Annotated in this window: 22 protein-coding genes and 1 tRNA gene; 13 read left to right on the top strand and 10 right to left on the bottom strand. The window is 61.0% G+C overall.

Annotated features, from left to right (window positions below; all coding sequences use genetic code 11):
• Window positions 1-5 precede the first annotated feature (5 nt).
• The 6 genes from fdxH (at window position 6) to Q0L30_RS17855 (ending at window position 6,147) form a co-directional block, all read left to right on the top strand.
• Window positions 6-941 carry a formate dehydrogenase subunit beta gene (gene fdxH, locus Q0L30_RS17880; protein ID WP_296659177.1) on the top strand — a complete coding sequence of 312 codons (936 nt, stop codon included), beginning with the start codon at window positions 6-8 and terminating at the stop codon, window positions 939-941.
• Window positions 928-1,554: a formate dehydrogenase subunit gamma gene (locus Q0L30_RS17875; RefSeq protein ID WP_296659174.1), complete on the top strand. Its 627-nt coding sequence runs from the start codon at window positions 928-930 to the stop codon at window positions 1,552-1,554. Before fdxH ends, Q0L30_RS17875 begins: the two co-directional genes overlap by 14 nt.
• A gap of 128 nt (window positions 1,555-1,682) precedes the next feature.
• A complete protein-coding gene (fdhE, locus tag Q0L30_RS17870; protein WP_296659173.1) occupies window positions 1,683-2,615 on the top strand; it encodes a formate dehydrogenase accessory protein FdhE in 933 nt (310 codons plus the stop codon).
• A gap of 15 nt (window positions 2,616-2,630) precedes the next feature.
• Window positions 2,631-4,097 carry an L-seryl-tRNA(Sec) selenium transferase gene (gene selA / locus Q0L30_RS17865; RefSeq protein WP_296659170.1) on the top strand — a complete coding sequence of 489 codons (1,467 nt, stop codon included), beginning with the start codon at window positions 2,631-2,633 and terminating at the stop codon, window positions 4,095-4,097.
• Window positions 4,094-6,013 carry a selenocysteine-specific translation elongation factor gene (selB, locus tag Q0L30_RS17860; RefSeq protein ID WP_296659168.1) on the top strand — a complete coding sequence of 640 codons (1,920 nt, stop codon included), beginning with the start codon at window positions 4,094-4,096 and terminating at the stop codon, window positions 6,011-6,013. Before selA ends, selB begins: the two co-directional genes overlap by 4 nt.
• Window positions 6,014-6,051: 38 nt before the next feature.
• Window positions 6,052-6,147: transfer RNA gene (locus tag Q0L30_RS17855), tRNA-Sec, on the top strand.
• 104 nt (window positions 6,148-6,251) lie between these two features.
• On the opposite strand, the gene acs is transcribed toward Q0L30_RS17855, so the two are convergent.
• On the bottom strand, window positions 6,252-8,312 hold the full coding sequence (gene acs, locus Q0L30_RS17850; protein ID WP_296659165.1) for an acetate--CoA ligase: 2,061 nt from the start codon (window positions 8,310-8,312) through the stop codon (window positions 6,252-6,254).
• A 244-nt stretch (window positions 8,313-8,556) separates the two neighbouring features.
• On the opposite strand from acs, the gene Q0L30_RS17845 reads away from it, so the two are divergent.
• On the top strand, window positions 8,557-8,979 hold the full coding sequence (locus tag Q0L30_RS17845) for an ACT domain-containing protein (protein WP_296659163.1): 423 nt from the start codon (window positions 8,557-8,559) through the stop codon (window positions 8,977-8,979).
• Window positions 8,980-9,247: 268 nt separating this feature from the next.
• Here the strand turns inward: Q0L30_RS17845 and Q0L30_RS17840 are convergent, their stop codons facing one another.
• The 4 genes from Q0L30_RS17840 to Q0L30_RS17825 all read right to left on the bottom strand — a co-directional run bounded on the left by Q0L30_RS17840 (window position 9,248) and on the right by Q0L30_RS17825 (window position 13,507).
• Entirely contained in the window at window positions 9,248-9,496 is a 249-nt protein-coding gene (locus tag Q0L30_RS17840) for a DUF4148 domain-containing protein (RefSeq protein ID WP_296659160.1), read from the bottom strand.
• Between the two features lie 419 nt (window positions 9,497-9,915).
• Window positions 9,916-11,208: an oxalate/formate MFS antiporter gene (gene oxlT, locus Q0L30_RS17835; protein WP_296659158.1), complete on the bottom strand. Its 1,293-nt coding sequence runs from the start codon at window positions 11,206-11,208 to the stop codon at window positions 9,916-9,918.
• A gap of 146 nt (window positions 11,209-11,354) precedes the next feature.
• A complete protein-coding gene (locus tag Q0L30_RS17830; protein ID WP_296659155.1) occupies window positions 11,355-12,347 on the bottom strand; it encodes a hypothetical protein in 993 nt (330 codons plus the stop codon).
• A 62-nt stretch (window positions 12,348-12,409) separates the two neighbouring features.
• Window positions 12,410-13,507, bottom strand: coding sequence for a porin (locus tag Q0L30_RS17825; protein ID WP_296659153.1), 1,098 nt, complete (start codon window positions 13,505-13,507; stop codon window positions 12,410-12,412).
• Window positions 13,508-14,488: 981 nt separating this feature from the next.
• On the opposite strand from Q0L30_RS17825, the gene Q0L30_RS17820 reads away from it, so the two are divergent.
• A complete protein-coding gene (locus Q0L30_RS17820) occupies window positions 14,489-15,151 on the top strand; it encodes a winged helix-turn-helix domain-containing protein (RefSeq protein WP_296659150.1) in 663 nt (220 codons plus the stop codon).
• A 24-nt stretch (window positions 15,152-15,175) separates the two neighbouring features.
• Here the strand turns inward: Q0L30_RS17820 and Q0L30_RS17815 are convergent, their stop codons facing one another.
• From Q0L30_RS17815 to Q0L30_RS17805, 3 genes are all read right to left on the bottom strand, one after another.
• Window positions 15,176-15,514: a cupin domain-containing protein gene (locus Q0L30_RS17815; protein WP_296659148.1), complete on the bottom strand. Its 339-nt coding sequence runs from the start codon at window positions 15,512-15,514 to the stop codon at window positions 15,176-15,178.
• Window positions 15,515-15,739: 225 nt separating this feature from the next.
• Window positions 15,740-16,399 (bottom strand): glutathione S-transferase family protein, encoded by a 660-nt coding sequence (locus Q0L30_RS17810; RefSeq protein WP_296659145.1) that lies wholly within the window; start codon window positions 16,397-16,399, stop codon window positions 15,740-15,742.
• 171 nt (window positions 16,400-16,570) lie between these two features.
• Window positions 16,571-17,059, bottom strand: a complete 489-nt coding sequence (locus tag Q0L30_RS17805) for an Lrp/AsnC family transcriptional regulator (RefSeq protein ID WP_296659144.1) — start codon at window positions 17,057-17,059, stop codon at window positions 16,571-16,573.
• 154 nt (window positions 17,060-17,213) lie between these two features.
• On the opposite strand from Q0L30_RS17805, the gene Q0L30_RS17800 reads away from it, so the two are divergent.
• Entirely contained in the window at window positions 17,214-18,440 is a 1,227-nt protein-coding gene (locus Q0L30_RS17800; protein ID WP_296659141.1) for a diaminopropionate ammonia-lyase, read from the top strand.
• A 37-nt stretch (window positions 18,441-18,477) separates the two neighbouring features.
• Window positions 18,478-19,638: a M20 aminoacylase family protein gene (locus tag Q0L30_RS17795; RefSeq protein ID WP_296659138.1), complete on the top strand. Its 1,161-nt coding sequence runs from the start codon at window positions 18,478-18,480 to the stop codon at window positions 19,636-19,638.
• Window positions 19,639-19,786: 148 nt separating this feature from the next.
• On the opposite strand, the gene Q0L30_RS17790 is transcribed toward Q0L30_RS17795, so the two are convergent.
• Entirely contained in the window at window positions 19,787-20,413 is a 627-nt protein-coding gene (locus Q0L30_RS17790) for a LysE family translocator (protein ID WP_296659137.1), read from the bottom strand.
• Between the two features lie 117 nt (window positions 20,414-20,530).
• On the opposite strand from Q0L30_RS17790, the gene Q0L30_RS17785 reads away from it, so the two are divergent.
• Complete coding sequence (locus Q0L30_RS17785) at window positions 20,531-20,983, top strand: Lrp/AsnC family transcriptional regulator (protein WP_296659134.1); 453 nt, start codon at window positions 20,531-20,533, stop codon at window positions 20,981-20,983.
• A 71-nt stretch (window positions 20,984-21,054) separates the two neighbouring features.
• Here Q0L30_RS17785 and Q0L30_RS17780 read toward each other — a convergent pair whose 3' ends face one another.
• Window positions 21,055-21,942 (bottom strand): LysR family transcriptional regulator, encoded by an 888-nt coding sequence (locus Q0L30_RS17780; RefSeq protein WP_296659131.1) that lies wholly within the window; start codon window positions 21,940-21,942, stop codon window positions 21,055-21,057.
• A 179-nt stretch (window positions 21,943-22,121) separates the two neighbouring features.
• On the opposite strand from Q0L30_RS17780, the gene Q0L30_RS17775 reads away from it, so the two are divergent.
• Together Q0L30_RS17775 and Q0L30_RS17770 are read left to right on the top strand one after the other, a co-directional pair.
• Window positions 22,122-22,898 carry a glucose 1-dehydrogenase gene (locus Q0L30_RS17775; RefSeq protein ID WP_296659128.1) on the top strand — a complete coding sequence of 259 codons (777 nt, stop codon included), beginning with the start codon at window positions 22,122-22,124 and terminating at the stop codon, window positions 22,896-22,898.
• A 227-nt stretch (window positions 22,899-23,125) separates the two neighbouring features.
• Window positions 23,126-24,109: a D-glycerate dehydrogenase gene (locus Q0L30_RS17770; RefSeq protein ID WP_296659124.1), complete on the top strand. Its 984-nt coding sequence runs from the start codon at window positions 23,126-23,128 to the stop codon at window positions 24,107-24,109.
• Window positions 24,110-24,118: the final 9 nt, after the last annotated feature.

Raw genomic sequence — 24,118 nt, 5'->3', positions numbered from 1 at the left:
GCGACATGGCACTTCAATCACTCGACATCAGACGCCAGTCCGCGACCACGACGCCGCCGCCCGGCGTGCGCGCGCCAGCCACGGGCACGGTGGCGAAACTCATCGACGTCACCAAGTGCATCGGCTGCAAGGCGTGTCAGACGGCATGCATGGAGTGGAACGATCTGCGCGACGAGATCGGTGTCAACACGGGCGTCTACGACAATCCGCACGACCTCACCGAGCATTCGTGGACCTTGATGCGTTTTACGGAGTACGAGAACACGAACGGCAACCTCGAATGGCTGATCCGCAAGGACGGCTGCATGCATTGCGAGGATCCGGGTTGCCTCAAGGCGTGTCCCGCACCGGGCGCGATCGTGCAGTACACGAACGGCATCGTCGATTTCCATGAGGAAAACTGCATCGGCTGCGGCTATTGCATCACCGGCTGCCCGTTCAATATCCCCCGGCTGTCGAAGAAGGATCATCGCGTTTACAAGTGCACGCTCTGCTCGGATCGCGTCGCGGTGGGCCAGGAACCCGCGTGCGTGAAGACCTGCCCGACCGGCGCCATCGTGTTCGGCACCAAAGAGGACATGAAGCAGCACGCCGCCGAGCGCATCGAGGACCTGAAGGAGCGCGGCTTCGCCAACGCGGGCCTCTACGATCCGCAGGGCGTGGGCGGCACGCACGTGATGTACGTGCTGCATCATGCGGACCGGCCCTCGCTGTATAGCGGCTTGCCCGACGACCCGCACATCAGTCCGCTTGTGTGGCTGTGGAAGGGCGTGGCCAAGCCGCTGGCGCTCGCGGGTATCGCGCTCGCGGCGGTGACGGGCTTCTTCCACTACGTGCGCAACGGCCCGAACGAGGTGACGGAAGCAGATGAAGAGGCCGCGCGCGAAGAAGCGCGCAGCATCCGGGGCGAACCCAGGGAGCGCGACGATGAAAAACGATGAACCGAACCTGATCGTGCGCTACACCGCCAACGAGCGCACCAATCACTGGATTACTGCGATCACGTTCGTGCTGCTCGCGCTGTCCGGTCTCGCGATGTTTCATCCGGCGATGTTCTGGCTGTCCGCGCTGTTCGGCGGAGGCCAATGGAACCGTATTCTGCATCCGTTTATCGGCGTCGTGATGTTCGCGTCGTTCCTGATTCTTGCGCTGCGCTTCTGGCATCACAACCACTTCGACGCAGCGGATCGCGAGTGGCTCATGAAATTCCGCGACGTGCTCGCCAAGCGCGAGGAGGACCTGCCGGAAGTCGGCCGCTACAATGCGGGACAGAAGCTGCTATTCTTCCTGATGGTGGTTTGTCTCGTGCTGTTGCTCGCAAGCGGCATTGTGATCTGGCGGCGCTATTTCTCGATCTATTTCCCGATCGAGGTCATCCGCCTCGCCTCGGTCGTGCATGCGGTCGCGGCGTTCGCGCTCATCGTCGGCATCATCATCCACGTTTATGCGGCGCTGTGGGTCAAGGGTTCGATTCGTGCGATGACGAGCGGTACGGTGACCTGGGGATGGGCGAAGAAGCATCACCCGCGCTGGTTCCGCGAGAGTATCAAATAGCGCGCAACGCGCGGTTTGCATCGCGCAGCACGTACGGCGCGCCGCTTCTTTCCGGGGCGTCCGCGCATGCAGGCAAGCCGCCGGCCCGACTGGGCGCGGCGGCTTTTTCTTTGGGGAGCAGACCTGCCGTGACGCAACGTATCCTCGACCCAGCTGAGATTCAGGCGCTCGATCCCTCAGCCATTCCTCGTATTCGTCTACCCGAGCGCGCGACGCATTTTGCGGCGCGCGCCGCGCGGTTGCGCCAGCTCGCGGACCACAATCCGATCGGCGGTTATGTGCGGCTGATGACGGCGCTCGTCGACGCGCAGCAGCACGCGCTGGAGCATTTCAGCGCGCGCATGCCGGAGCGTGACGCGATTGCGAATGCGCAGCGTCATTCGATGCCGATTCTGCCGGCCCTGTCCGGCGAGCGCGACCCGCAGTGGCGCGACGTGCTGCGCGGGCTGGTTGATCGCGTTGAAGCGGCGGGCGCCATCACGCCCGCGCTCGCGAAGGTGCTCGATGCACTGCGCGCGATGAGCGATGCCGAACTCGACGCGCAAGCCGACGCGCTGCTCGCGCAGCGTTACGCCGAAGTGGCGCCCGCGACGGCGCCATTCATCATGGCCGCGCTTCAGGTGGTGTGGACCGACCTCGCGAGCCGGCTCGACGTTCAAGACGTGCCTTATGTCGATACGCCCGGCGCGTGTCCCGTTTGCGGCGTGCCGCCGGTCGCGAGCATCGTGCGCATTGGCGGCGCTTATCACGGTTATCGCTTCACGCAATGCAGCCTGTGCGGGACCGAGGCGCATGTGGTCCGCGTGAAATGCACGAATTGCGATTCCACCAAGGGCATCGCGTATCACGGCATCGAGGGCGGCAATCCTGCGCTGAAGGCCGAATCGTGTGATGAATGCCATACGTATCGCAAGATCGGCTATCAGGAGAAGGACTTCGAATTCGAACCGCTCGCCGACGATCTCGCGAGCCTCACACTCGATCTCCTGATGAATGAAGCGGGCTATCAGCGCGCGAGCCCGAATCCGCTGCTCTGGCCGGAAGCACCCGCCGATCAATGAACCAGCGAGCGCACGATGAGCGAAACCGTGGGACAGGAAGCGCGGTGTGACGCACGCGCGCTGAACGCGTTGCTCGCGAAGATGCCGGCGGTCGAACGTGTCATTGCATCCGCACAGGCGCAGCCGCTGATTGCGATGTACGGACGCACGCAGGTGCTGGCGGCCATTCGCGCGACGCTCGACGGCTGGCGGCGAGATGCGCAGGCGGGCACGCTGGTGGTGCCCGCGGACGCCGCTGCGCCATTCGCGCCGGAATCTGTGATCGACAACGCGGCGAATGTTCTCGCCGCGTGCGCGCAAAGCCGCCTGCGTCCGGTGTTCAACCTGACCGGCACGGTGCTCCATACAAATCTCGGTCGCGCGCTGCTTCCCGACGAAGCCGTGCGCGCGGTCGCGCAGGCGCTCGCGCAACCGGTGAATCTGGAGTTCGATCTCGCGACGGGCAAGCGCGGCGACCGCGACGATCTGATCGACGATCTGATTTGCGAACTGACCGGCGCAGAGGCGGCCACGGTCGTGAACAACAACGCGGCGGCGGTGCTGCTCTCGCTCGCGGCGCTTGCCCCGCGAAAAGAAGTGATCGTCTCGCGCGGCGAACTGGTCGAAATCGGCGGCGCGTTCCGTATTCCAGACATCATGGGCCGTGCGGGCGCGCGACTGCGCGAGGTGGGCACGACTAACCGGACGCATGTTTCCGATTACGAATCTGCGATTAATACGCATACCGCGCTGCTGATGAAGGTCCACTGCAGCAACTATGCCATCAGCGGCTTCACGAAGAGCGTCGAGCTTGACGAACTCGTACCGCTTGCGCGCGCAAACGGATTGCCCGTTGCAGTGGACCTGGGCAGCGGAACGCTGATCGATCTCACGCAATGGGGGCTGCCCGCCGAACCGACTGTGCGCGCAACTATCGAGGCCGGTGCGGACCTCGTCACGTTCAGTGGCGACAAGTTGCTCGGCGGTCCGCAGGCAGGGCTGATCGTCGGTCGCAAGGCTTTGATCGCGAAGATCAAGAAGCATCCGCTAAAGCGCGCGCTACGCGTGGGCAAGCTTACGCTTGCCGCGCTCGAACCCGTGCTGAAGCTTTATCAGGCGCCGGAATTTCTGCGTGAAAGGCTGACGACACTGCGTCTGCTCACGCGTCCCGTTGCGCAGATGCAGGAGTGCGCGATGCGCGCGTCGCCGGTGCTCCAGCACGCGCTGGGCGACGCGTATGCCGTGAGCGTCGAACCGATGTTCAGCCAGATCGGCAGTGGCGCACTGCCCGTGGACGTGTTGCCGGGCAGCGGACTCGTCGTACGTCACGCGGGCAAGGTCGGCAGCGGCCGCGCGCTGATGAAGCTCGAACGCGCGTTGCGGGCGTTACCGCGCCCGGTGATCGGACGCATTGCCGAGGATGCATTGCGGCTCGACATGCGCTGCATCGAAGGCGCCGACGAAGCGGCGTTCATCGCGCAACTCGCGGAGCTGCGACCGTGATCATCGGCACGGCGGGCCATATCGATCATGGCAAGACCACGCTGGTTCGCGCGCTGACCGGTGTCGATACAGACCGGCTCAAGGAGGAGAAGGCGCGCGGCATATCGATCGAGCTGGGTTATGCCTACACGCCGCTGCCGAATGGCGATGTGCTGGGATTCATCGACGTGCCCGGCCACGAAAAGCTCGTTCATACGATGGCGGCGGGTTCGTGCGGCATCGACTTTGCGCTGCTTGTAATCGCCGCCGACGATGGCGTGATGCCGCAAACGCGCGAACATCTCGCGATCCTGCAACTGCTCGGCGTGAGTGCGGGCGCGGTCGCGCTGACGAAAACCGACCGCGTGGACGCGGCGCGCATCGCCGAAGTGCGTGCCGAAATCGGCGCATGGCTTGCGGCCGCGTCGTTCGCCGATGCGCCGTGCTTCGAGACGCAGGCGACGCGATCAGACGACGCAGGCGTGGCAAGTCTCGACGCCTGGTTGCGTGCGCGCGCGATGGCCTGGCAGGCGCGACGCGACGACGGGCTGTTCCGGCTGGCCGTGGACCGTGTGTTTACGTTGACGGGGCAGGGAACGGTTGTGACGGGCACGGTGTTCGCGGGCCGCGTGCAGACGGGCGATGCACTGCTGCTTGCACCAGCCGGATTGCCCGTGCGCGTGCGCAGCATCCACGCGCAGAATCGTGCGGCAGAAGCGGGCCGCGCGGGACAGCGATGTGCGTTGAATCTCGCGGGCGTCGACAAGGAGCAGATTGCGCGTGGCGACTGGATTGTCGATGCGAGGCTCGGGCAGTCGACAACGCGACTCGATGCCGAATTGAGACTGCTCGCCGATGCGGACGTTACGCTGCGTCACTGGACGCCTTTGCATGTTCACCTGGGGACGATGCACCGTGTGGCGAACGTCGTGCTGCTAGAGGGCGAGACCGTTGCGCCCGGCGAGTGCGCGCGCGTGCAGCTCGTCTTCGAGACGCCGATCGGCGCATTGCCCGGCGATCGCTTCATCGTGCGCGATGCTCAGGCGACGCACACGACAGGTGGCGGCCGCGTGCTCGATCCCTTCGCACCGGCGCGGCGCCGCCGTACGCCGGAACGCATCGCGTGGCTGGATGCATTGCGCACGTGGCTCGATGAAGAGCGCATCGAACCGTTGCTCGCGCAGGCACCTTACGGCATCGCACGATCGGCGCTCACGCAACTAAGTGGCTACGCGGCGAACGTGCTGGTGCTGCTAGCCGATGTCGTCGAAATTGCGCCGCGTGAACGCGTGGACGACGGCGTGGTGATCGCGCGGCATCACTGGGAACAGATGTCGGCGCGCGTTGCCGAGGCGCTCGCGCAATTTCATGCACGCATGCCCGACGAGCAGGGACCGGACGCGGCGCGTTTGCGGCGCATGACGGTGCCGCTCGCGAGCGACGCGGTGTGGCGCGCGGTGGTCGATTCGCTCGTGCGGGATGGGCGCATCGTACGCAGCGGGCCGTGGCTGCATCTGCCGTCGCATACGGTGCGGCTCGACGCCGATGAGGAAGCGCTGGCCGCGTTGTTGAGATCGTTGATCGCACAAGGACGTTACGATCCGCCGTGGACGCGGGACCTTGCAAACGAGACACGTCAGCCCGAGGAGTACGTGCGTGCGTTGTTGCGCAAGCTGGCTCGTCTCGGTCTGCTGTATCAGGTCGTACGCGATCTCTTTTACGATCGGGATGTCATGCACGACCTTGCGCGGCTCGTTGCACAGCTGGCGCGGGCACGAGATGGCGCAGTGGAGGCTGCGGCGTTTCGCGATGCCACGGGACTCGGGCGCAAGCGCGCGATCCAGCTCCTGGAGTTCTTCGATCGCGTTGGATATACTCGCTTCCAGCGAGAACGGCACCTGCTGCGTGCCGATAGCCGGTTGAACGATGTGCTTTGAATATCGCGCGATGTCAGTCGCGTATTCGGGTTAGCGAAGGAAGGCATTCGTATCCGGTGGTACGGCCGGACTTCAAATCCGGTTGGGGGCGTCAGTCGTTCCCAGGTCGGTTCGACTCCGGCTGCTTTCCGCCATACATCTCCAGATTCCCTGCGGGGTGTCGTTGTGTCGAGTAATTCTCCATGCGGAAAATTCCGAAAAAATTACGTAAATAGTTCACCCACGATAAACCCGGCCTCTACTTGTTGAGCTCCTTGATCGTGTCCACGATCTCGGGATTCGCAAGCGTGGAAACGTCTCCCGGATCCTGATGACTGGAGATCGCCGCGAGCACGCGCCGCATGATCTTGCCGGAGCGGGTCTTGGGCATGTCGGGAACGATGACGACCTGATGAGGCTTTGCTATCGCACCGATCCGGGCCACGACCTGGTCCGAAACACGTTGCGCAATCCCGGCAGCCGGCTCGATGCCCGGCTTCAGCGAAACATAGAGTTCGGGCACCTTACCCTTGATTTCATCGGCGACCGGCACGACGGCCGCTTCGGCGACGTCCGGATCGAGCAGGGCGGCCGATTCGATTTCCTTGGTGCCGAGACGGTGGCCCGCGACGTTAATCACGTCATCGATGCGGCCAAGAATGCGGAAGTAGCCATCCGCCGCTTCCACCGCGCCATCGCCGGTCATGTAGGGCCAGTCGCGCCAGTCCTTGCTCTTCGTGTCCTTGCAGTAGCGCGCATAGTACGTTTTCACGTAACGCTCCGGTGCTTTCCAGATGGTCTGGAAAGCACCGGGCCACGGGTTGCGGATACAGATATTGCCCGCCTTGCCGCAGCCGCGCTCGAGCTCGTTGCCATTGTCGTCGTAAATCACCGGATGAATGCCGGGAATCCCCGGGCCGGTGCTGCCAGGCTTCATTCTGTCGAGCGCGGGTACCGTGCTGCACAGAAATCCGCCCGTTTCCGTCTGCCACCAGGTGTCGACGATAACCGCCTTGTTCTTGCCCACCGACTCGAGATACCACTTCCAGACTTCGGGCTCGATCGGTTCGCCCACCGTGGTCATGTGCTTGAAGCGGAGGTTGTATTTCGCCGGCTCATCGGGACCGCTGCGCCGCAGCGCCCGGATCGCCGTCGGCGACGTATGAAAGATGTTCACCCCAAGGTTCTCGGCGATTCGCCACGGGCGCCCCGCATCGGGCCAGGTCGGCACGCCCTCGTACACGACAGACGAAGCGCCAAGCGCCAGCGGTCCATAGACGATGTATGAGTGGCCCGTGATCCAGCCGATGTCGGCCATGCACCAGTAGACGTCTTCGGGATGAATGTCCTGGATGTATTTCGACGTCCACGCCACGTAGGCCAGGAAGCCTGCGGTCGAGTGCTGGCATCCTTTCGGACGCCCGGTCGTGCCGCTCGTATACATGAGGAAAAGCGGCGCCTCGGCCGGCATCGGCACGGGGTCGACGCGTTTGCCCCGGAAGGTCTTGAGCAGGTCATTGACGATGACGTCACGTCCTTTGACCAGCGCAGTCGGACTCGAATATCGGCTCGGGTAGCGCTGCCATACCAGCACGTTTTCGATTGTGTGCCCCCGGCCAGCCGCTTCCGTATACGCAATATCGGCCTTCTCCTTGTGATCGATGAGTTTGCCTCCGCGCCAGTAAGCGTCCATCGTGATCAGCAAGCGGCTTTCGGAGTCCAGAATACGGTCGGCACAGGCCACACCGCTGAAACCACTGAATACCTGCGAGTGGATCACTCCAAGCCGGGCGCACGCGAGCATCGTAATGGGCAACTCCGCGACCATCGGCAGGTGCAGCGTGACCCGGTCTCCGGCTTTCAGCCCGAAGGTGTCGCGCAACAGGGCGGCGAACTCGTTGACGCGGACATAAAGCTCCTGGTAGGTGACGTGCTGGACCGCCTCGTCCTCGGATTCGGGCACGAAATGGATCGCCGTCTTGTTCCTGTATGCGGCCAGGTGCCGGTCCACGCAGTTGTAGCAGGCATTGATCCTGCCGCCGACGAACCAGCGCCAGAACGGCGGATTGCTCGCGTCGAACGTCGTTTCCCAATACTTGTACCAGTCGAGCACATCCGCGAATTCCTTGAAGCATTCGGGAAAGCGGTCGAGGGAGAAACGTTCGAAGACATCCGGATCGGCGAGATTGGCGTGCGCGATGAACGGCGCGGGCGGCGGGATATACGCCTCTTCCGGCCAATGCACGGCGATCTGCGCTTCGGTAGCGTCGGACGATTGCTGTTCGGCGGCGGAGTGGCGGGGCGACTTGTCTCGGGACATAACGCTTTCTCCTTGACCCCGGACGGCCTCGGCCACGAGACATCCGCACGCTTGCGCGGGTTCTCTGTCGCCATCCAGGGCACCGGATGTGACGGTTGACTGCATAAACTCATTTAAGTCCAACGCGGGAGCGTTAACAAGGTTGGCGGACGACTCCCCGGTGTCGTGACGGCGCGGCGAGGTTGCCCGCCGGTCATCAGTGAACTAGATTTTGATTGACGGACAACGGTTGGGAGGGCTGACCATGGATCTGCTCGTCGAACGCGTCGATGTCTGGGCGTCCACCATCGACGACAAGCCCGGCGGACTCGCCGGGGCGTTGGAGATTCTGCGTGACGCGGGCGCGGATCTTCAGTTCATTGTTGCGCGTCGCACGCCGGAAACACCGGGCAGGAGCATCGTTTTTGTCGCGCCGCTGCAGAACGACCATGAAATTCGTGCCGCGTCGCAGGCGGGTTTTAACGTCACATCAAGCCTTCATTCCGTGCGCGTGATGGGCGCGGACAAGCCGGGCATCATCGCCGAATTGACCCGGAAGATTGCTGGGAAGGGCATCAATCTGCGCGGCGTTTCGGCCGCTGTCATCGGGACACAGTTTGTCGCTTATCTGGCGCTGGATTCGCTGGACGATAGCAGTCAGGCCATGGAGATACTGCAGGGGGTTTGAGGCCGTAAGCGGGCATTTCATCAGTGAAGTGGCACGCCGGGCCTTCAATGTCGTGCTGCCTGGTCGTCATGTTCCGGGAAACGACACCGTTCAATCGCGCTTGACGAACATCGAACGTCCGTCAAGCACGATTGAAAGCACCGTACGACATCGTATCCACCAAAGCTGAATGAGCAGTGAACGACTCGCGGCTTTTGCATGCCGTCGCCGAACACCGCTTTAACGCGAAAGACGCACTTGCCGCGTCCTTCCATCTTCAACAATCGTATCAATAGCGTTGCCCGTTCGGGGCCGTCGTGGAGTGGCCCATGGCGGCGGCAACGCGCGCCTGGGCTGCCCACAGGTCGGCTGGATATTTGTTGTCTCGCCCGGTTGGTCTGTAGCCGGCTCTTACCAGCTGCGCGAGTTCTTCGCGCACCTGGGCACGCGTGACCGGCCCGTTGGACGGTTGAGCGGATGAAAGGGTTGGTACAAGCAATACGGCCGCAATAGCGGCCAGTTTAAGTGTCCGGTTCATAGTCTGTGCCTCCAGCTAGTCATGTGTCAGCGCTGCGGACCCGGAGCGGGTCAGTAGCCGACACAACTAGCTTGCCGGTGCAGACTTACGAAAGAGTTAACGTTTGCAGGACATCTGCCGTTTTCGGTGACCGATGCCATGCAGTTTGGCCCCAAATCCGGCTGGATCGGGGCCAGAGAGCGCCACGTGCTCGCCGCTGTCGAATTCCATGGTTGCGTAAGTACTGTCTTGCTTGCGGATGCTTGCAGATACACAACGATCCGCTATCCCGGTATAGCCCGGATGGGGGGATGGTCCCGAGTGCGTCTGCCCGGAACCGGCGCAGGATGACGAACGTATGCGAACGATGCAAACGCGATGCAAACGGCGCGCGCTGCCTCTTTCCCGTCACCCCGCCCGGGTGGAGGCAGCGACGCGGCTTATTGCGTCTGCAGGACCGGATCAACCTCTTCGCGCATACCTGCGAACCAGCGCTTTCTCATGGGCGCGAGAATAAACTTGGCCGACAGACCCGCGACGATCGACACGACAGCCGAGCCGATCAGTACAGGCTCCCATGACCCGCCGGCGGCCATCAGCGACGCAATCGGGACGAGCAACGCTGCGGTGCCCTTTGCCGTATACAGCGTGCCTGCATTCGACGACGCGTATTTGCTACCGAACGTATCCGCGCAGATCGCCGGGAAGATTGAGAAAATTTCGCCCCAGAACAGGAATATCAGCGGCGCAAAGACAAGGAAGGCGTAGGGATTGTGGCCGTAAGCATTCATCCCGAGCAACGCGAGCCCTTCGCCGACGAACACGATCACCATGGTGTTTTCGCGGCCGATCTTGTCGGACAGCAGACCGCAGATAGGGCGCGTCAGCCCGTTGAGCAGATTGTCGACCGACAGCGCCAGCGTCAGCAAAGGCAGTGTCGCGCCAAAGAACTGCACAGGGAGCTTCGCAAAGCCAAAGGCCTTCGCAATCGGGCCGAGCTGGGCGGTAGCGATCAGACCGCCGCCGGCGACGAGCACGAATAGCAGGTAGATCATCCAGAAGAGCGGCGTTCTGACCATCTCTCCCGGCGTGTAGTCGACCTTGCTCGCCACGACGCGTGCGACCGGCTTGATGCCGGGACCCGGGTTCGGGCGAATCAACGCAATGCCCAGAATGAAGATCGCGATGCCCTGGATCGCGCCGAATACCAGAAATGTCTGCCGATACCCCGAATTGTGAATCATGTTCGCGATCGGAATCACCGTCAGGGCGGCACCCGCGCCGAAGCCCGCTGCGGTCAGGCCCGCGGCGAAACCGCGGCGGTCGGGGAACCACTTAAGGGCGTTTCCAACGCAGGTGCCATAAACGCAGCCAGCTCCGAGGCCGGCGATCACTGACGCCGTGTAGAGCATGGGCAAAGTCGTGGCAAATGAATTGATCACCCAGCTCAGGCCGACGAACAGTGCGCCGCCCATGACGACGGGGCGAGGGCCGAAGCGGTCGACGAGCCAACCCTCGACCGGTACTAGCCAGGTTTCGACCAGAATGAAAATGGAGAACGCAAACTGGATCTCAGCGGCAGTCCACGCATTCTCCGTTTTCATCGGGATCACGAACAGTGTCCACGCGTACTGCAGGTTGGCAACGAGTGCCATGCAGGCAATACCGATGAACAGCTGTGTCCACCGATTTCCAAGAAAGGAATTGCCTGCCGGCGAGGCAGCGATTGACATGACGACTTCTCCCACAAATTAATGATCGGGCCACAGCGCGAGGGAGGCGCGCCCCCGCGCGCCGTACCCTGTTTCATGCAGCGTAGGTGCCGGTCGGGTGAGGCAGGATGGCATGCCGCTGCGCCACCCGAAACCGGCGTGCGACATCAGGATTTCTGCTCGTACACCCCAACCTTGTTGCTTTCGTTGAGATAGACGTAGACGCGATGCGTTGACGTATCGACCGTCAGCGTGTGGACCTTGGGCTCGGTATGGATGTGATCGACGACCTTGTTCGAATCCAGATCGATCACCTCGAGGTCGCCGGTTTTGTCGCCGATGAACGCGCGGCGCTTGTCGGTGTCGATCGCGGTCTGGTCGACGGGGCCAGCCACGGTGATGGTCGTGACCAGCTTGCCGGATGTTGCATCCACAACAAGCATCTTCTTGTCGCCGGTACCGAAGATCAGGTGATTCGTTTTGCTGTCGTAGACGCCACCCTTCGCGGGGCCTTTCAAACCGAATTCCCACACCGCTTCGATCTTGTGGGTGTTCGGATTGATGACGTCGATCTTGCCGCCAACCGGCTGATACAGGCGATCCGCCGAGGCAACGTACAGCGCGACGTCCGGACCGTCCTTATCGTCTTCGGGCTTCAGCTTGTACGATACGGTCATTTTGAACGGCGGCTTCGCCTCAAAGACCGCCTCGTTGTTGCTATCGTCGTTCGCGAGCAGAATCGTGCCCGTCTTCGTGTCGACATTCACGCCGTCCGGCGTTTTTCCCCCACTGTCGACGGCGGCGAGCCGGTCGAACGAGTGTTTGTCATAGACGATCAGCTTGCCGCTCGTCGCGTCCGTGACGTAGGCGTGGTTTGCGTCGAAATCGATGCCGTTACCCGAATCGACGCCCCCAAGCGTCTTCTTCACCAACATGGTGTTTGCGTCGATCACAACGACGTTGTGATTGGGCGACTGAGCCAGCCAAACCGCGTGGGTGTCCTTGTCGTAGGAGACCCAGTCGCCGTGACCGCCCTTGGTTCCGGGCAGGTCAATCGTCTTGACGAGCTGGTATTGCGATGTCTGCGCGTGGGCCGCGATTGAGCACAACCCCATTGCTGCAAGACTAATCGTCAACGCTTTGTGCCTGAAAAAAGCCATGTTGCCTCCAATGGAAATGAATGCGTCTCTGGTTGGTTTTATCGACTACCTTGGATACGACGTCAGAACTTGTGGATGATGCCGAGGATGGCCACGACCTGCGATCGCGTACTCGAGCTCGTTGCAAGATCGCCCACCGTGCCGCCTGCCGGAACGATTGCGGAGCCGTCTTCGCTGAACGTCGTGCCGCTCGCGTGGGAGTACGCAACAGTTGCATAGAGGCTCGTGCGCTTGCTCAACGAGTAGGCGCCGTTCACGCCAAAGTTGTTGTACGTCGCCGACGACGCCCCGCTGGAGTGCATGTAAACGTAGTTGAGCGAGCCGGTGAGCGCCGGATCGAACTGGTACTGAAGCGCCGCGCCGCCGATGTTGAACGTCTGTGTGCGGTGGAATGCGCCGAAGTCCGTGTAAGGCTTGTACTGTGCGTTGCTGTAACGGATGTTGGCGGTCAGGTTGCCGATGACGTACTGCGCGGCGACCTGGACGATCTGACGCGAACCGAAAAACGGAGTCGCGCCGAAAAGGGGCGTCGCCGAATTGGCCTGGACAAAGTCTGCCGCGCCGTTGCCGTTCACGTCGTTCTTCGCAAACAGATAGCCGGTGGCAATCGTCAATCCTCCGTTGTTGTACGACGCAGCCGCCCCATACGCGTGGCCGCCAGTCGTATTGCCGGCGATGCCGCCGAACCCGTACATCAACTCGTACTGGAAACCGGCGTACGTTGGGCTCGCGTACTTGATCGAGCTATTGATCCATGCCGAGTTGTCGTTGTTGTCGGCATCGCCTGGTGTGGTGAACGCCGGTCCGGCAAAGGCGTCGCCGGTGATCGGCTGGATGAGGTCGACCGTGGGATCGAATTGCCGTCCCATGGTGACCGTTCCATAGGTATCCTGGGCGAGACCAACAGTGGCCTGGTGGCCGAAAATGCGATTGTTCGAAAGCGTGCCATGCGTGATGTCGAACGAGCTTTCCAGGGTGAAGATGGCGTTCAGACCGCCGCCAAGATCTTCCTTGCCTTTGAGGCCCCAATACGACGCTGCGTTGTTGCCGTTCTGCATTGCTATGAGTGAATGGCCCCCGGTGTTGTTGTAGTAGGCGACGGAAGCGTCGATCGAGCCGTATAGCGTGACACTGCTCTGGGCATGCACTGCCGCCGACATCGAAACTGTCGCTACTCCAACGTAAATTGCTCCAAGCCTGAAATTTCTCACAACCTCTCCTTGTATTTTTAACAATTTGCAGTGCGAATTACAGAACGAAGAATTCGGTGCCGAAGTCGATGTTTTGGAACGGGACGGCGGCGCTTGAGATCCACTCCGGTCGCCATGTCAGGCAGGCCGTTATGGCGTCCCACATTGAGCGCTGCGCACCGGTGATGTGCGGCAGGCGCAACTGCCTCGGATCAGACTTTGAAGGCGGGCGCAGTATTAGGAAAGTCGAATAATTTTATGTGTACGATAAAAGGAAGTTGATACCTGAAAGCAGATTTAAATTAACGAAGGTTATGGACCGGCAGCCCTGCAGTTGCGCCGTCACGGAAAGGGCGACACCTCCTGTGCGTCGAAAAGGCCCGTGTAGAACGGTTGTAGCCAGTTCGTCGTGTTTGCGGCTGCCAACGCACAGCATGGGTTTGCACGTGATGCGGGCAAATGAAAATGTAAGGTCGAAGCGGAAGCGCAGGCGGTTCGATCTGCCTGAGTGGACCCATTGCCAGGGAATTCACCGAGCGATTTTTCGCTCTCGACTATTCAGGGTGTTGCAATTCAGATTCGGTTGATAGGTGGGTAAAGTGACTGTTAGGGTTTGCGACGTGAGCCATTTCCACCTTGCGTGCGGAACATGTTGCGAAGCGGGTTGTTTGAACCCGTGAACTGGCGGTACGATTCGCGACGGGGGCAATGACATTCATTAGTTTTGTAGCGGGCGATCGCGATTTATTAATAGACCTAATTGATGAATGAACCGACAGTGAAAGGAGTGGCAGCAAGAAAATGACATGGACCAGTCCGTCGATCGAGCCATCCCGCATGGTGCTCAGCGAGGCGACAGCCGGTGGGGCGCTGGGGCCGCTGTGGGGCGCCCACCCAGCCATGACGTACCGAAATCATTGACGGGCTATGGATTGAATTACGGGGAACGCCATGCGCATATTGGTCGTGGGATCTGACGCATTGATAGACGGCGGGTTGCAGCGCGGGTTGCACAAGGAAGGGTTCGCCGTCGACTGGGCGAAGGACGCGGAATCGGCCATGCTGGCGCTACGACTGACCCCGTATGGACTGGTGCTGCTCGATATCGGTGTGTCTGGAAAGGGCGGGCTGACGCTGCTCGCGAAGTTGCGGCAGCGAAATGACGCGACGCCCGTGATCGTGATTACGGCCCACGATGCCGTTCCGGACGGCGTCGCGAGCCTGGACGGCGGTGCCGACGGCTACCTCGTCAATCCGATTGAACTCGCTGAAGTGCTGGCACGCATCCGCGTCGTGAGCCGGCATCAGACGGGGCGCGCGCAACCGTTACTGCAAGTCGGCGCGCTGCGGCTCGATCCTGCGCAACACCGTGTGTGGTTGCGTGACCAGGAGGTATCGGTGACGACGCGGGAGTTCGCACTGCTGCAGGAGCTAATGCGAGATCCGGAAATCGTGGTCACGCGGGCGCAACTCGAGGAGCGCCTGTACGGATGGAACGAGGAGATAGAGAGTAACGCGATCCCGGTGCATGTTCACAATCTGCGCCGTAAACTGGGAGGAGATGCAATCCGCAATGTGCACGGAGTGGGTTACCGCATCGGGATGCTTGCGTGAGTGCGATGCATGGCGGCCTCGGCGCTATTGGGAGGGAAGGAGGGCATAGCAGAGAAGGAACACGCAGCCTGTCTCGCTGTGGAATGATTCGTCCGTCGTTCCTTTCTCTGCGACCGAGGACCAGCCTCGCCCCAGTCGATTGCCGTTCTGCACCGCTTCACCGTCGAGCAAGGAGATGAACTCCGCGCCTTCGTGCAGATGCCGCGGAAATGACGCGCCTGGCTCAAAACGGACCAACTGCAAACCACGGCCATTGGCCTTGCCAAGGTTCTTGACCTGAACCCCTCTGGCCTGTCTGGAGTCGATCCACGGCACGGCCTCGCTGTCCGTGAAGAGGAACTGGGGTTCGGCGATGAAAGTCATGTTTACCGCTCCGAGATAGTCTGCCGGCAATCGGGCGATTATGGCCGGCTGGAACGCGGCCGCGCGAATCGCTGGATTCCTCTCACCATCCACTCCGCGGCTTTCTCAGCGATCCACGGGGTGGACCGTTGGCGTCGCCGCTGCGGATCCTGTGCACGCGCCAGGCGATTCGCTTTGAAAGCAGGAATGTCGGGCATCGCTGCTTTCATTCCAGCCAGCCGTGTCTCAGGCCGTTGCGCTGTCCACGAATGGTCTGCGGCTGGCCTCTGCGCTCGGGCGTGCCGCCATGCGGTTGAACCACGGGCCGATGTGTGGCAGGCCGCGATCAAAAGGCTGACCCACAGAAGCACCGAAATCCAGCCAGACGTAGAGCCAAATGTCCGCGGCAGTCAGGCGCTGTCCGCACAGATACGGGTCTGCGCCCATCATCGCATCCAGCCAGGCCAGGCGATCTTGTGCCACACGCTTGAGTCCGTCTGCCGCTTCGGGCACGACGGGTATGCGTGTGCGAAAGCGTCCAATCCCCTCGGCATAGTGAAAGGCGTTATGGATAAACTCGGTGATATTCAGCTCCACCCGCCGTAACCACTGGCGGCACACCGCACGTTCCAGCGGCGTGGCGCCAATGAGGGCGGGTTCGGGATAAAGCTCCTCCAGATACTCGACGATGGCCACGGATTCGGCCAGGGTGGAGTTGTCGGGCAACGTCAGCGCCGGCGTTTGCCCAGCCGGGTTGAGATCGGTAAATGGCGCGCGGCGGTTTTCCCCCGAAAAAACATCCACCATCACACTGGGAATGTGCAACCCCTTTTCCAGCAGGTACATGCGCAGGCAGCGCGGGGCGGGGCTGTCGGCGTCGTGCAAAAGCAGTGTTGTCTGGCTCATTTTGAAGTCTCGCTAACGTGTGTCCAGGATTGATAAGTTAGCCTGTGTAAGCTGTGCCAGAACGGCGGCGAGGCCGTCTGGAAAGGGACCGAATTAGTATCCAGTCGATATGTGTGGCTCCATCCGCGCATTTTCCTCATTCTCTGCAAGGGGGATTTCGAGCATGTCGGGCTATGCACTCGCGACCGGGATATCCAACGTCATTTTCACCCTCTCCATCGCAACAAAGGTCCGGAAGCTTCGAACGTTTCCTTCCGCAAAAAAAAGCGTCCGCGTCAGCGCGGTGTATTCGGCCATGTCCCGTGTGCAAAAAATCAGGATGAAATCGACGTCCCCCGTCACGTAGTAGCACTGCTGCACCTGTTCACACGCCTCGAATCGCGCCTTCATCTGGTCAAGCAGTTCAATTGCTTCGCTCTCGGCACAGACGTGCGTAATTATCGTGATGCGCGAGCCCAGTGCATCGGGATTGAGCACGCTGCGGTCTGCTGCGATTACGCCAGCACCGCGCAATCTTTGTAGTCGCCGAGCGACCGAGGGCACGGACAGGTTGATTTTTTCGCCGATTTCACGGTGGGGCGTCTGGTTGTCCTGCTGGACGATGGCCAGGATTTTCAAATCGAAGCTGTCCAGCTCCACTGGCCTGTTGCCGGTGATCATGATAATTTTTCTCGAATCGAGTCTCGATATAGATAAATATTAACACTCGCTTCGCAATAAACTCTTCATATGTCGCCTGCTGCGGGTGACTGAGGTGCCCGCGGGATACGCGTCCCAAGGCAGGTGCATCGTTGCCACACGGAGTTTTCTTATCATGCTGATTGCCAATCCCCGCTCCTCGCGCTCCTCCTATCCGGAGGAACTCCAGAGCATCCTGAATATTCAGTCGGCAGACGAGAGCGGAGCCTGGCTGGCCAACTGGGACCAGATTTGCCAGTCGGCAACGCCTTTGTGGGACCTGCCGGATGCCGCCGCGGCACTGGGCGTTGCGCGGGTGAGCTTGAAGGACGAGTCGTTCCGCTCGCCGCTCGGCAGCTTCAAGGCGCTTGGTGCACCCATCGCCCTGATTCGTCTCATCCTGCGACACTGGCATACGCATGACCTCGATCCTAAGGGTCTACTGGGCGGAAAGTACGCGATGTTGCTGGCCAACGTGACGGTTGTCAGCGCAACCGATGGCAATCATGGCAAGTCGCTCGCAGCAGCGGCCCGGGATATCGGTTGCCGGTGCGTAGTCGTGCTTCATGCGAATGTCAGCGTCGAGCGCGAAGAAGCTATCGCGCAGTGCGGGGCAACCATCATCCGGATCAAGGGAAGCTACGACGATTCGGTCGAACACGCGGCAAAGCTGGCTGCGGAAAACGGCTGGCACGTTGTGTCGGATACCTCATATGAGGGCTACGAAGTCATTCCGCGTGACGTCATGCAAGGTTATGGCGTGATATCCGCAGAAGTGGTTCAGCGACTGGACGGCGCGGCGGTCCGCCCGTTCACGCACGTGTTTCTGCAAGGTGGGGTCGGCGGTCTGGCAGCGGGCGTAGCGAGCTATTTCTGGGAGCGTTACGGTTCGCAACGTCCGTCTTTTATCGTGGTCGAACCGCAGCAGGCCGACTGTCTTTTCCAGAGCGCAATAACCGGACACGCCACGAAGGCGACCGGTACCGTCGACTCGATCATGGCCGGCCTTGCCTGCGGAGAGGCATCGCCACTTGCCTGGAAATTCCTCGAACGATGCGTCGACTACTTCATGACCATCACCGACGAAGATGCGGTTGCCGCAATGCAGTCGCTCGCCGCGGGTTCCGAACGGGACATCCCCGTCGTGGCCGGCGAGTCGGGCGCGGCGGGATACGCCGGTCTCGCTGTCGCAATGCGCAGCAAGGAATTTTCACGCATTGCAGGTCTTGGTCCAGAGTCCCATGTTCTCGTCATCAACTCCGAGGGAGCGACGGCGCCTGCTGTCTATCGGGCGCTTGTCGGCGAGTCGGCCGAGGAAGTGCTGACCCGCCAAAGCGAGTGGATAAGGGCCCTTGTTCACTGAATACTACCGGTCGAATCAGCAGGACGAGGAGCACGTCATGGAAAAATCGTTGCAGGAGCAACTGAAAAGCTGGCGCCATCAGTTGCACCAAAACCCGGAAACGGGATTCGAAGAGGTACAGACTTCCGACTATGTCGCCACGGCGTTGAAGGCACTCGGCCTCGATGTCCATCGAAATATCGGTGGCACCGGACTCGTTGCCAATCTCACGGTCGGCAATGGGAAGCGCGCGATTGGTATTCGGGCCGACATGGACGCGTTGAATATCGCTGAGAACGCTCCGATGCGAGCGCACGCATCGTCAAATGCCGGGAAAATGCATGCCTGTGGGCACGACGGCCACATGGCGATGGTTCTGGGCGCCGCGCGGCTGCTTGCCGAGAAGCGTGATTTCAGCGGCACGGTGCGATTCATCTTCCAGCCCGCGGAGGAGCATGGCCGCGGTGCGAAGGCGATGATGTCGGATGGTCTGTTCGACCGGTTTCCCGTCGATGCAATCTTCGGTGCGCACAATATGCCGGGCATGCCTGCGGGTAGCTTCTCGACGCGGGCGGGCGGCATCATGGCGAGCGAAGACAACTTTGTCATTCGCATCAAGGCGCGCGGTACCCATGCCGCGCGGCCGCACATGGGCATCGACCCGATCGTCATCGCATCGCAGATTGTGCTCGGGCTGCAAACGATTATTTCCCGCAATCTGGATCCGAGTCAGTCCGCCGTCATCTCCTGCACGGAATTCATCACGGATGGAATCCGCAATGTCATTCCGTCGAATGTCACGATTAAAGGTGACACGCGCAGCTATTCCCCGGACATCCAGAAAATGCTGGAAACCCGCATGCGTGAGATCAGTGAGGGCGTCTGCCGCACGCACGGTGTCGAGTGCGAATTCGAATACACCCATGAATTCGTGCCGACGGTAAACACACCCCACTATGTCGAGGTGGCAGTTGCAGCCGCAAGGAACGTTGCAGGCGAGCACAACGTCGATGCGAACGTACAACCGATGATGATTTCGGAAGATTTCGGTGCTTTTCTTGAGGTCGTACCAGGCAACTTCATCTTCATCGGAAACGGAACGGCCAGCGACAAGGGCGGTGTGCCGCTCCACAATGCCACCTACGATTTCAACGATGACATTCTCCCGGCCGGCGCACGCTACTTCGCAGAAGTCGCACGACTGGCACTGCAAGCCTGACACGTGTCCCGACGCGAAACCAGGCGCGCAGGTTTTTGCCTTCCCTCGCAGAATGATTGGTCAGGAATCCAGAGGAGGCTGCATGGCTTCGTCAGTTTCTTCCCCGGATCTGCCGGGGAAGAGCATTGAGTTAGCTTGCGCGAACGGACTATCTTCCGAAAGCGTAGACCTGTTCAGCGAACAGGAGGGCTGCAACCAGAATCATTGCTACACCGGAGAGCTGACCCACCATGCGCGCCGCTTTGGGGCGCGTGCTCAGGACGGCCTTCGAGCCCAGGCCGACGACGGAGTAGACCGCGGCGACGTTGGCCATGTGCACAAGTCCCAGAGCCACAATCTGGCCGGAGGCCGACCATCCGGCTTGAGGTCTGACGAACTGAGGCAAGAGGGCGATGAACAGAAGAAGCGCCTTTGGGTTCAGGCCGCTGATTGCAAAACCGCGCATCGACCAGCCCCACGGACCTTTTTGCACTTCATCCTGACCGGCGGCGAGTTCGGGCGGACGCATCAACGTCCGGATGCCTAGCCAGAGCAGATATGCGCCACCGACGACCGTCAAAACGGTCAGAACGGACGGCACGCTCGTGACCAGTTTTCCGATGCCGGCTGCTACGACTATCGTGATTGCAAGATACCCGAGCAACATTCCGCCGACTGCGGGTGCGACTACGCGACCACGCAGTCCCGCCGAAATCACGTAAGCCCAGTCCGCGCCTGGGACCATGACCAACGAGAACGAGACGACCCAGAACGCCGTCACCAAACTAGCTTCCACTGCGCCACTTCCGGTTATGCGGGCCAACGCCCAAGGCGAGAAATCTTACGGTTTTGGCACTGGAAAGTGCTCCCTATTTCTTGCCTGCGAGCGCAGTTAGGAGCTAATATCTCGCGCATGGATGCAATCGATCGCAAGATTCTTGCTGAGATTCAGCAAGATGGACGACTTTCAATCACCGAGCTAAGCGAGCGGGTTGGCTTGAGCCTGTCTCCGTGCCAGCGGCGGCTGCGGGCACTCGAGAGTGCACAGGTAGTCAGCGGTTACCGCGCCACGATCGACCCGGCAACCGTCGGGCTGAATTTCTCCGCAATTGTCTTCGTGACCTTGAGCGAAAGCAGCAGCGAAAGTATCCGGTCGTTTGAGAACGCTCTCGTAGGCATTCCGGAAATCACGCAGGCCGAGCGCCTCTTCGGCGAGCCCGACTACATGCTGCATGTCGTCACACGCGACTTGAAAGCATTCCAGGAACTCTACGATCGCCGTTTAACGGCGCTGCCTGCCGTTTTGAAGTTGACCTCGACTCTCGTGATGAAGAGCATTTTCCAGGACCGACCGCTTCCATTGTGAAAGCGGGAATTAACCCGTCTGCCACACGGGCACCCGTGCTCCGCGTTCACCTCTGCGTTCACTCCTGCCAGTTACGATAGATCGCCGATACACGTTTCGATCACATCGATAATCGCACGCTTGAGCGCGTTGTCGAGATGCACATAGGCAAGTCCAATACCAGTATGGAGATTGTCCAGCTCGATGGGCCTTGCCGTGACGTTCGGCGGCAGCGCGATTGCTGCCTGCGCCGGGATCACGCCAATCCCCAGTCCTGCCGCGACAAGCGCGAGCATCGTCGTGAACTCCCCGAGCTCCCTTTCGACCTGGAGAGTCACGCCTTGCTGACTGAATGCAACGAGAATCTCGTCGTAAAACCCGGGCGCATATCGGCGCGCAAGCATGAAGACGGGCAGGTCACGCAGATTGTCAGGGTGTATGCTCTTCAAGCGTGAAAGCGCGTGACGCGCCGGCATGGCCACGACGAAAGACTCCTGCATTACCGTGCGTGTTACAACGCCTGCAGCGTGCGCGGGGAGCCGTATCAGGCCGAAATCAAGCTTGTTGTCTTGAAGCGCCGCAATCTGATCGGGCGTGGGCATGTCTTTCAGTTCCAGCGTAATGCGTGGATAGCGCTTATGCATCGCGCAAATGAGCGCGGGCAGCAGTTTCGGCAGCACGGACGACACGAACGCAATCCGCAGCGTGCCTATTTCACCCTGGGCCGCGAGGCGCGCGGTCTGCTCCGCACGTTGTGCTTGATGAAGTGTCGCGAGCGCTTCGGGCAGGAATAGCGCACCCGTCTCCGAAAGTGCAACCTTGTGACGATCACGCTCAAACAGACGAACCTGAAGTTCTTCTTCTAGCGATTTGATCTGCCCGCTGAGCGCGGGTTGCACGATGCACAGTCGCTCTGCCGCACGGCCGAAATGCAACTCCTCCGCCAGCGCAACGAATGCGCGCAGATGTTTCAGTTCCATCGTCCTCTCCAATCGTCCGCCGGGTTCGCGTGCCCCGAATTGCCGACAGTGTCGCACGGTTATCACGTTTCATGATAACGGTGTCACGAAAGATTATTGGCGCTCTTCCGGCCATTGCGGTGAACTACACGTCATGGAGGAACAGCGCGAACGTCAGGATGTTGCGCGCGACATAAATCATGACGGATGGACTACTCGAGCTCTTCAATCTGGCCGGCAGGCGCGCATTGATCACCGGATCGGGCCGCGGCATCGGGCTCGCGCTCGCGCGCGGCCTGGCCCGGGCGGGTGCGGCCGTCGCCATCAATGCTCGCGATCGCGACAGTGCCAGAACAGCACTGAGCGCTTTGCGCGAAGAAGGGCTGGATGCAACGGCTGTTCTTTTCGACGTGACGAAGGCCGACGATGTCGCGGCCGCGATCGATGCGTTTGAGGCGCAATCGGGCCCCATCGACATTCTCGTGAACAATGCGGGCATCCAGCGTCGCGCACAGCTTGAGTCGTTTTCGGCACACGACTGGAGCGAAATCATGAGCGTGAATCTCGACGGCGTATTCCACGTCTCGCAGGCCGTTGCACGTCACATGCTGCGGCGTGGACGCGGCAAGATCATCAACGTGTGTTCGGTGCAAAGCGAACTGGCAAGGCCGTCTATTGCGCCCTATGCCGCTGCCAAGGGCGCAGTGCGCATGCTGACCAAAGGCATGTGTGCCGACTGGGCGCGCCACGGCATTCAGGTCAACGCCATCGCACCAGGTTATTTCGCGACCGACCTGAATCGCACGCTCGTCGACGATCCCGAGTTCTCAGCGTGGCTCTACAAACGGACCCCGGCCGGACGCTGGGGCGATGTCGATGAACTGTGCGGCGCCGCCGTGTTTCTCGCATCCAATGCATCGAGCTTCGTGAACGGACAGACGCTCTTTGTCGACGGCGGCCTCACCAGCGTGGTCTGACGAACGTGACGAAGCGAAATCGGCAGAAGAGAAAGACGAAAGCCATCGACGAACCGCAAAGAAAGGAGACGCCACCCATGTATTCCAGCTTGACACGCCGCTCGCATCAAACTCATGAATAAGGAAGTCGACATGTACACGGCCATTTCGCCCAACCGGTGGCGGGGTGCACGCCGATGCCCTTGCGATTTGCCGGCAATTCACCCACTGATGGTGGAGGGCGCACGATGAATGCCGCACGAAAAAACGTGGTTGTGTTCCGCAAGATTCCCGACGATCTGCTCGAACGCATCGCGACACGACACGACGTAGTTGTCGCCGACCCTAGACGCGCCGACGAGCTTCCGCGCTTTCGCGATGCGCTGCGTACTGCAAGCGGCCTCATCGGTTCGAGCTTCAGGCTCGGTGCTGCCGAACTCGGCGAAGCCCGCGACTTGCGGGTCATTTCGAGTATTTCGGTAGGCGTCGACAACTACGATTTGCCCTTCCTCAAGCAACATGGCATCACACTGTGCCATACGCCAGGCGTGCTGACGGAAACGACGGCCGACACGATATTTGCACTCGTCATGGCGGCTTCGCGGCGGCTTGTCGAGCTTTCGAATCATGTACGCGAAGGTCGTTGGACGCGCAACATCGGGGACGACCTGTTCGGCTGGGATGTCCACGGCAAGACGCTCGGCGTATTGGGCTTTGGCAGGATCGGACAGGCCGTGGCCCGGCGCGCCGCGCTTGGATTCAACATGCCCGTGATTTTTCACGATCCGTTCGACGTGCCCGTGCCCGAAGCCCTTGCCGGACACGTGCAGCGCGCGTCGTTCGACGACCTGCTGGCTCGCGCGGACATCGTGGTCTTGACGCTGCCGCTTTCCGGCGCGACACGTGGTCTCCTGGACGCCCAGGCCTTTGCGAAGATGAAGTCCGGCGCGATCTTCGTCAACGGTTCGCGTGGCCCGATCGTGCGCGAGGACGCGCTCCTCGCCGCGCTCGACAGCGCTCACTTGCGTGCGGCCGCGCTCGACGTGTTCGCCGTCGAACCGTTGCCGCTCGATTCACCGCTTCGCAACCATCCAAAGGTTACGGCGCTGCCTCACATCGGCTCGGCTACACACGAGACTCGCCGGGCGATGGCGGAACTCGCGACTGAAAACCTGCTGCGCGTGCTCGATGGCGCAGCGCCTGTTGCGGCATTCGACCTGTCGAAAATCTGACTGAAGAAT

It is taken from the genome of Paraburkholderia sp. (assembly GCF_024281035.1).
Classification (GTDB): Bacteria; Pseudomonadota; Gammaproteobacteria; order Burkholderiales; family Burkholderiaceae; genus Paraburkholderia.
Note: the sequence above shows the minus strand (reverse complement) of the source record. Positions and strands in the feature narration are given on the sequence as shown.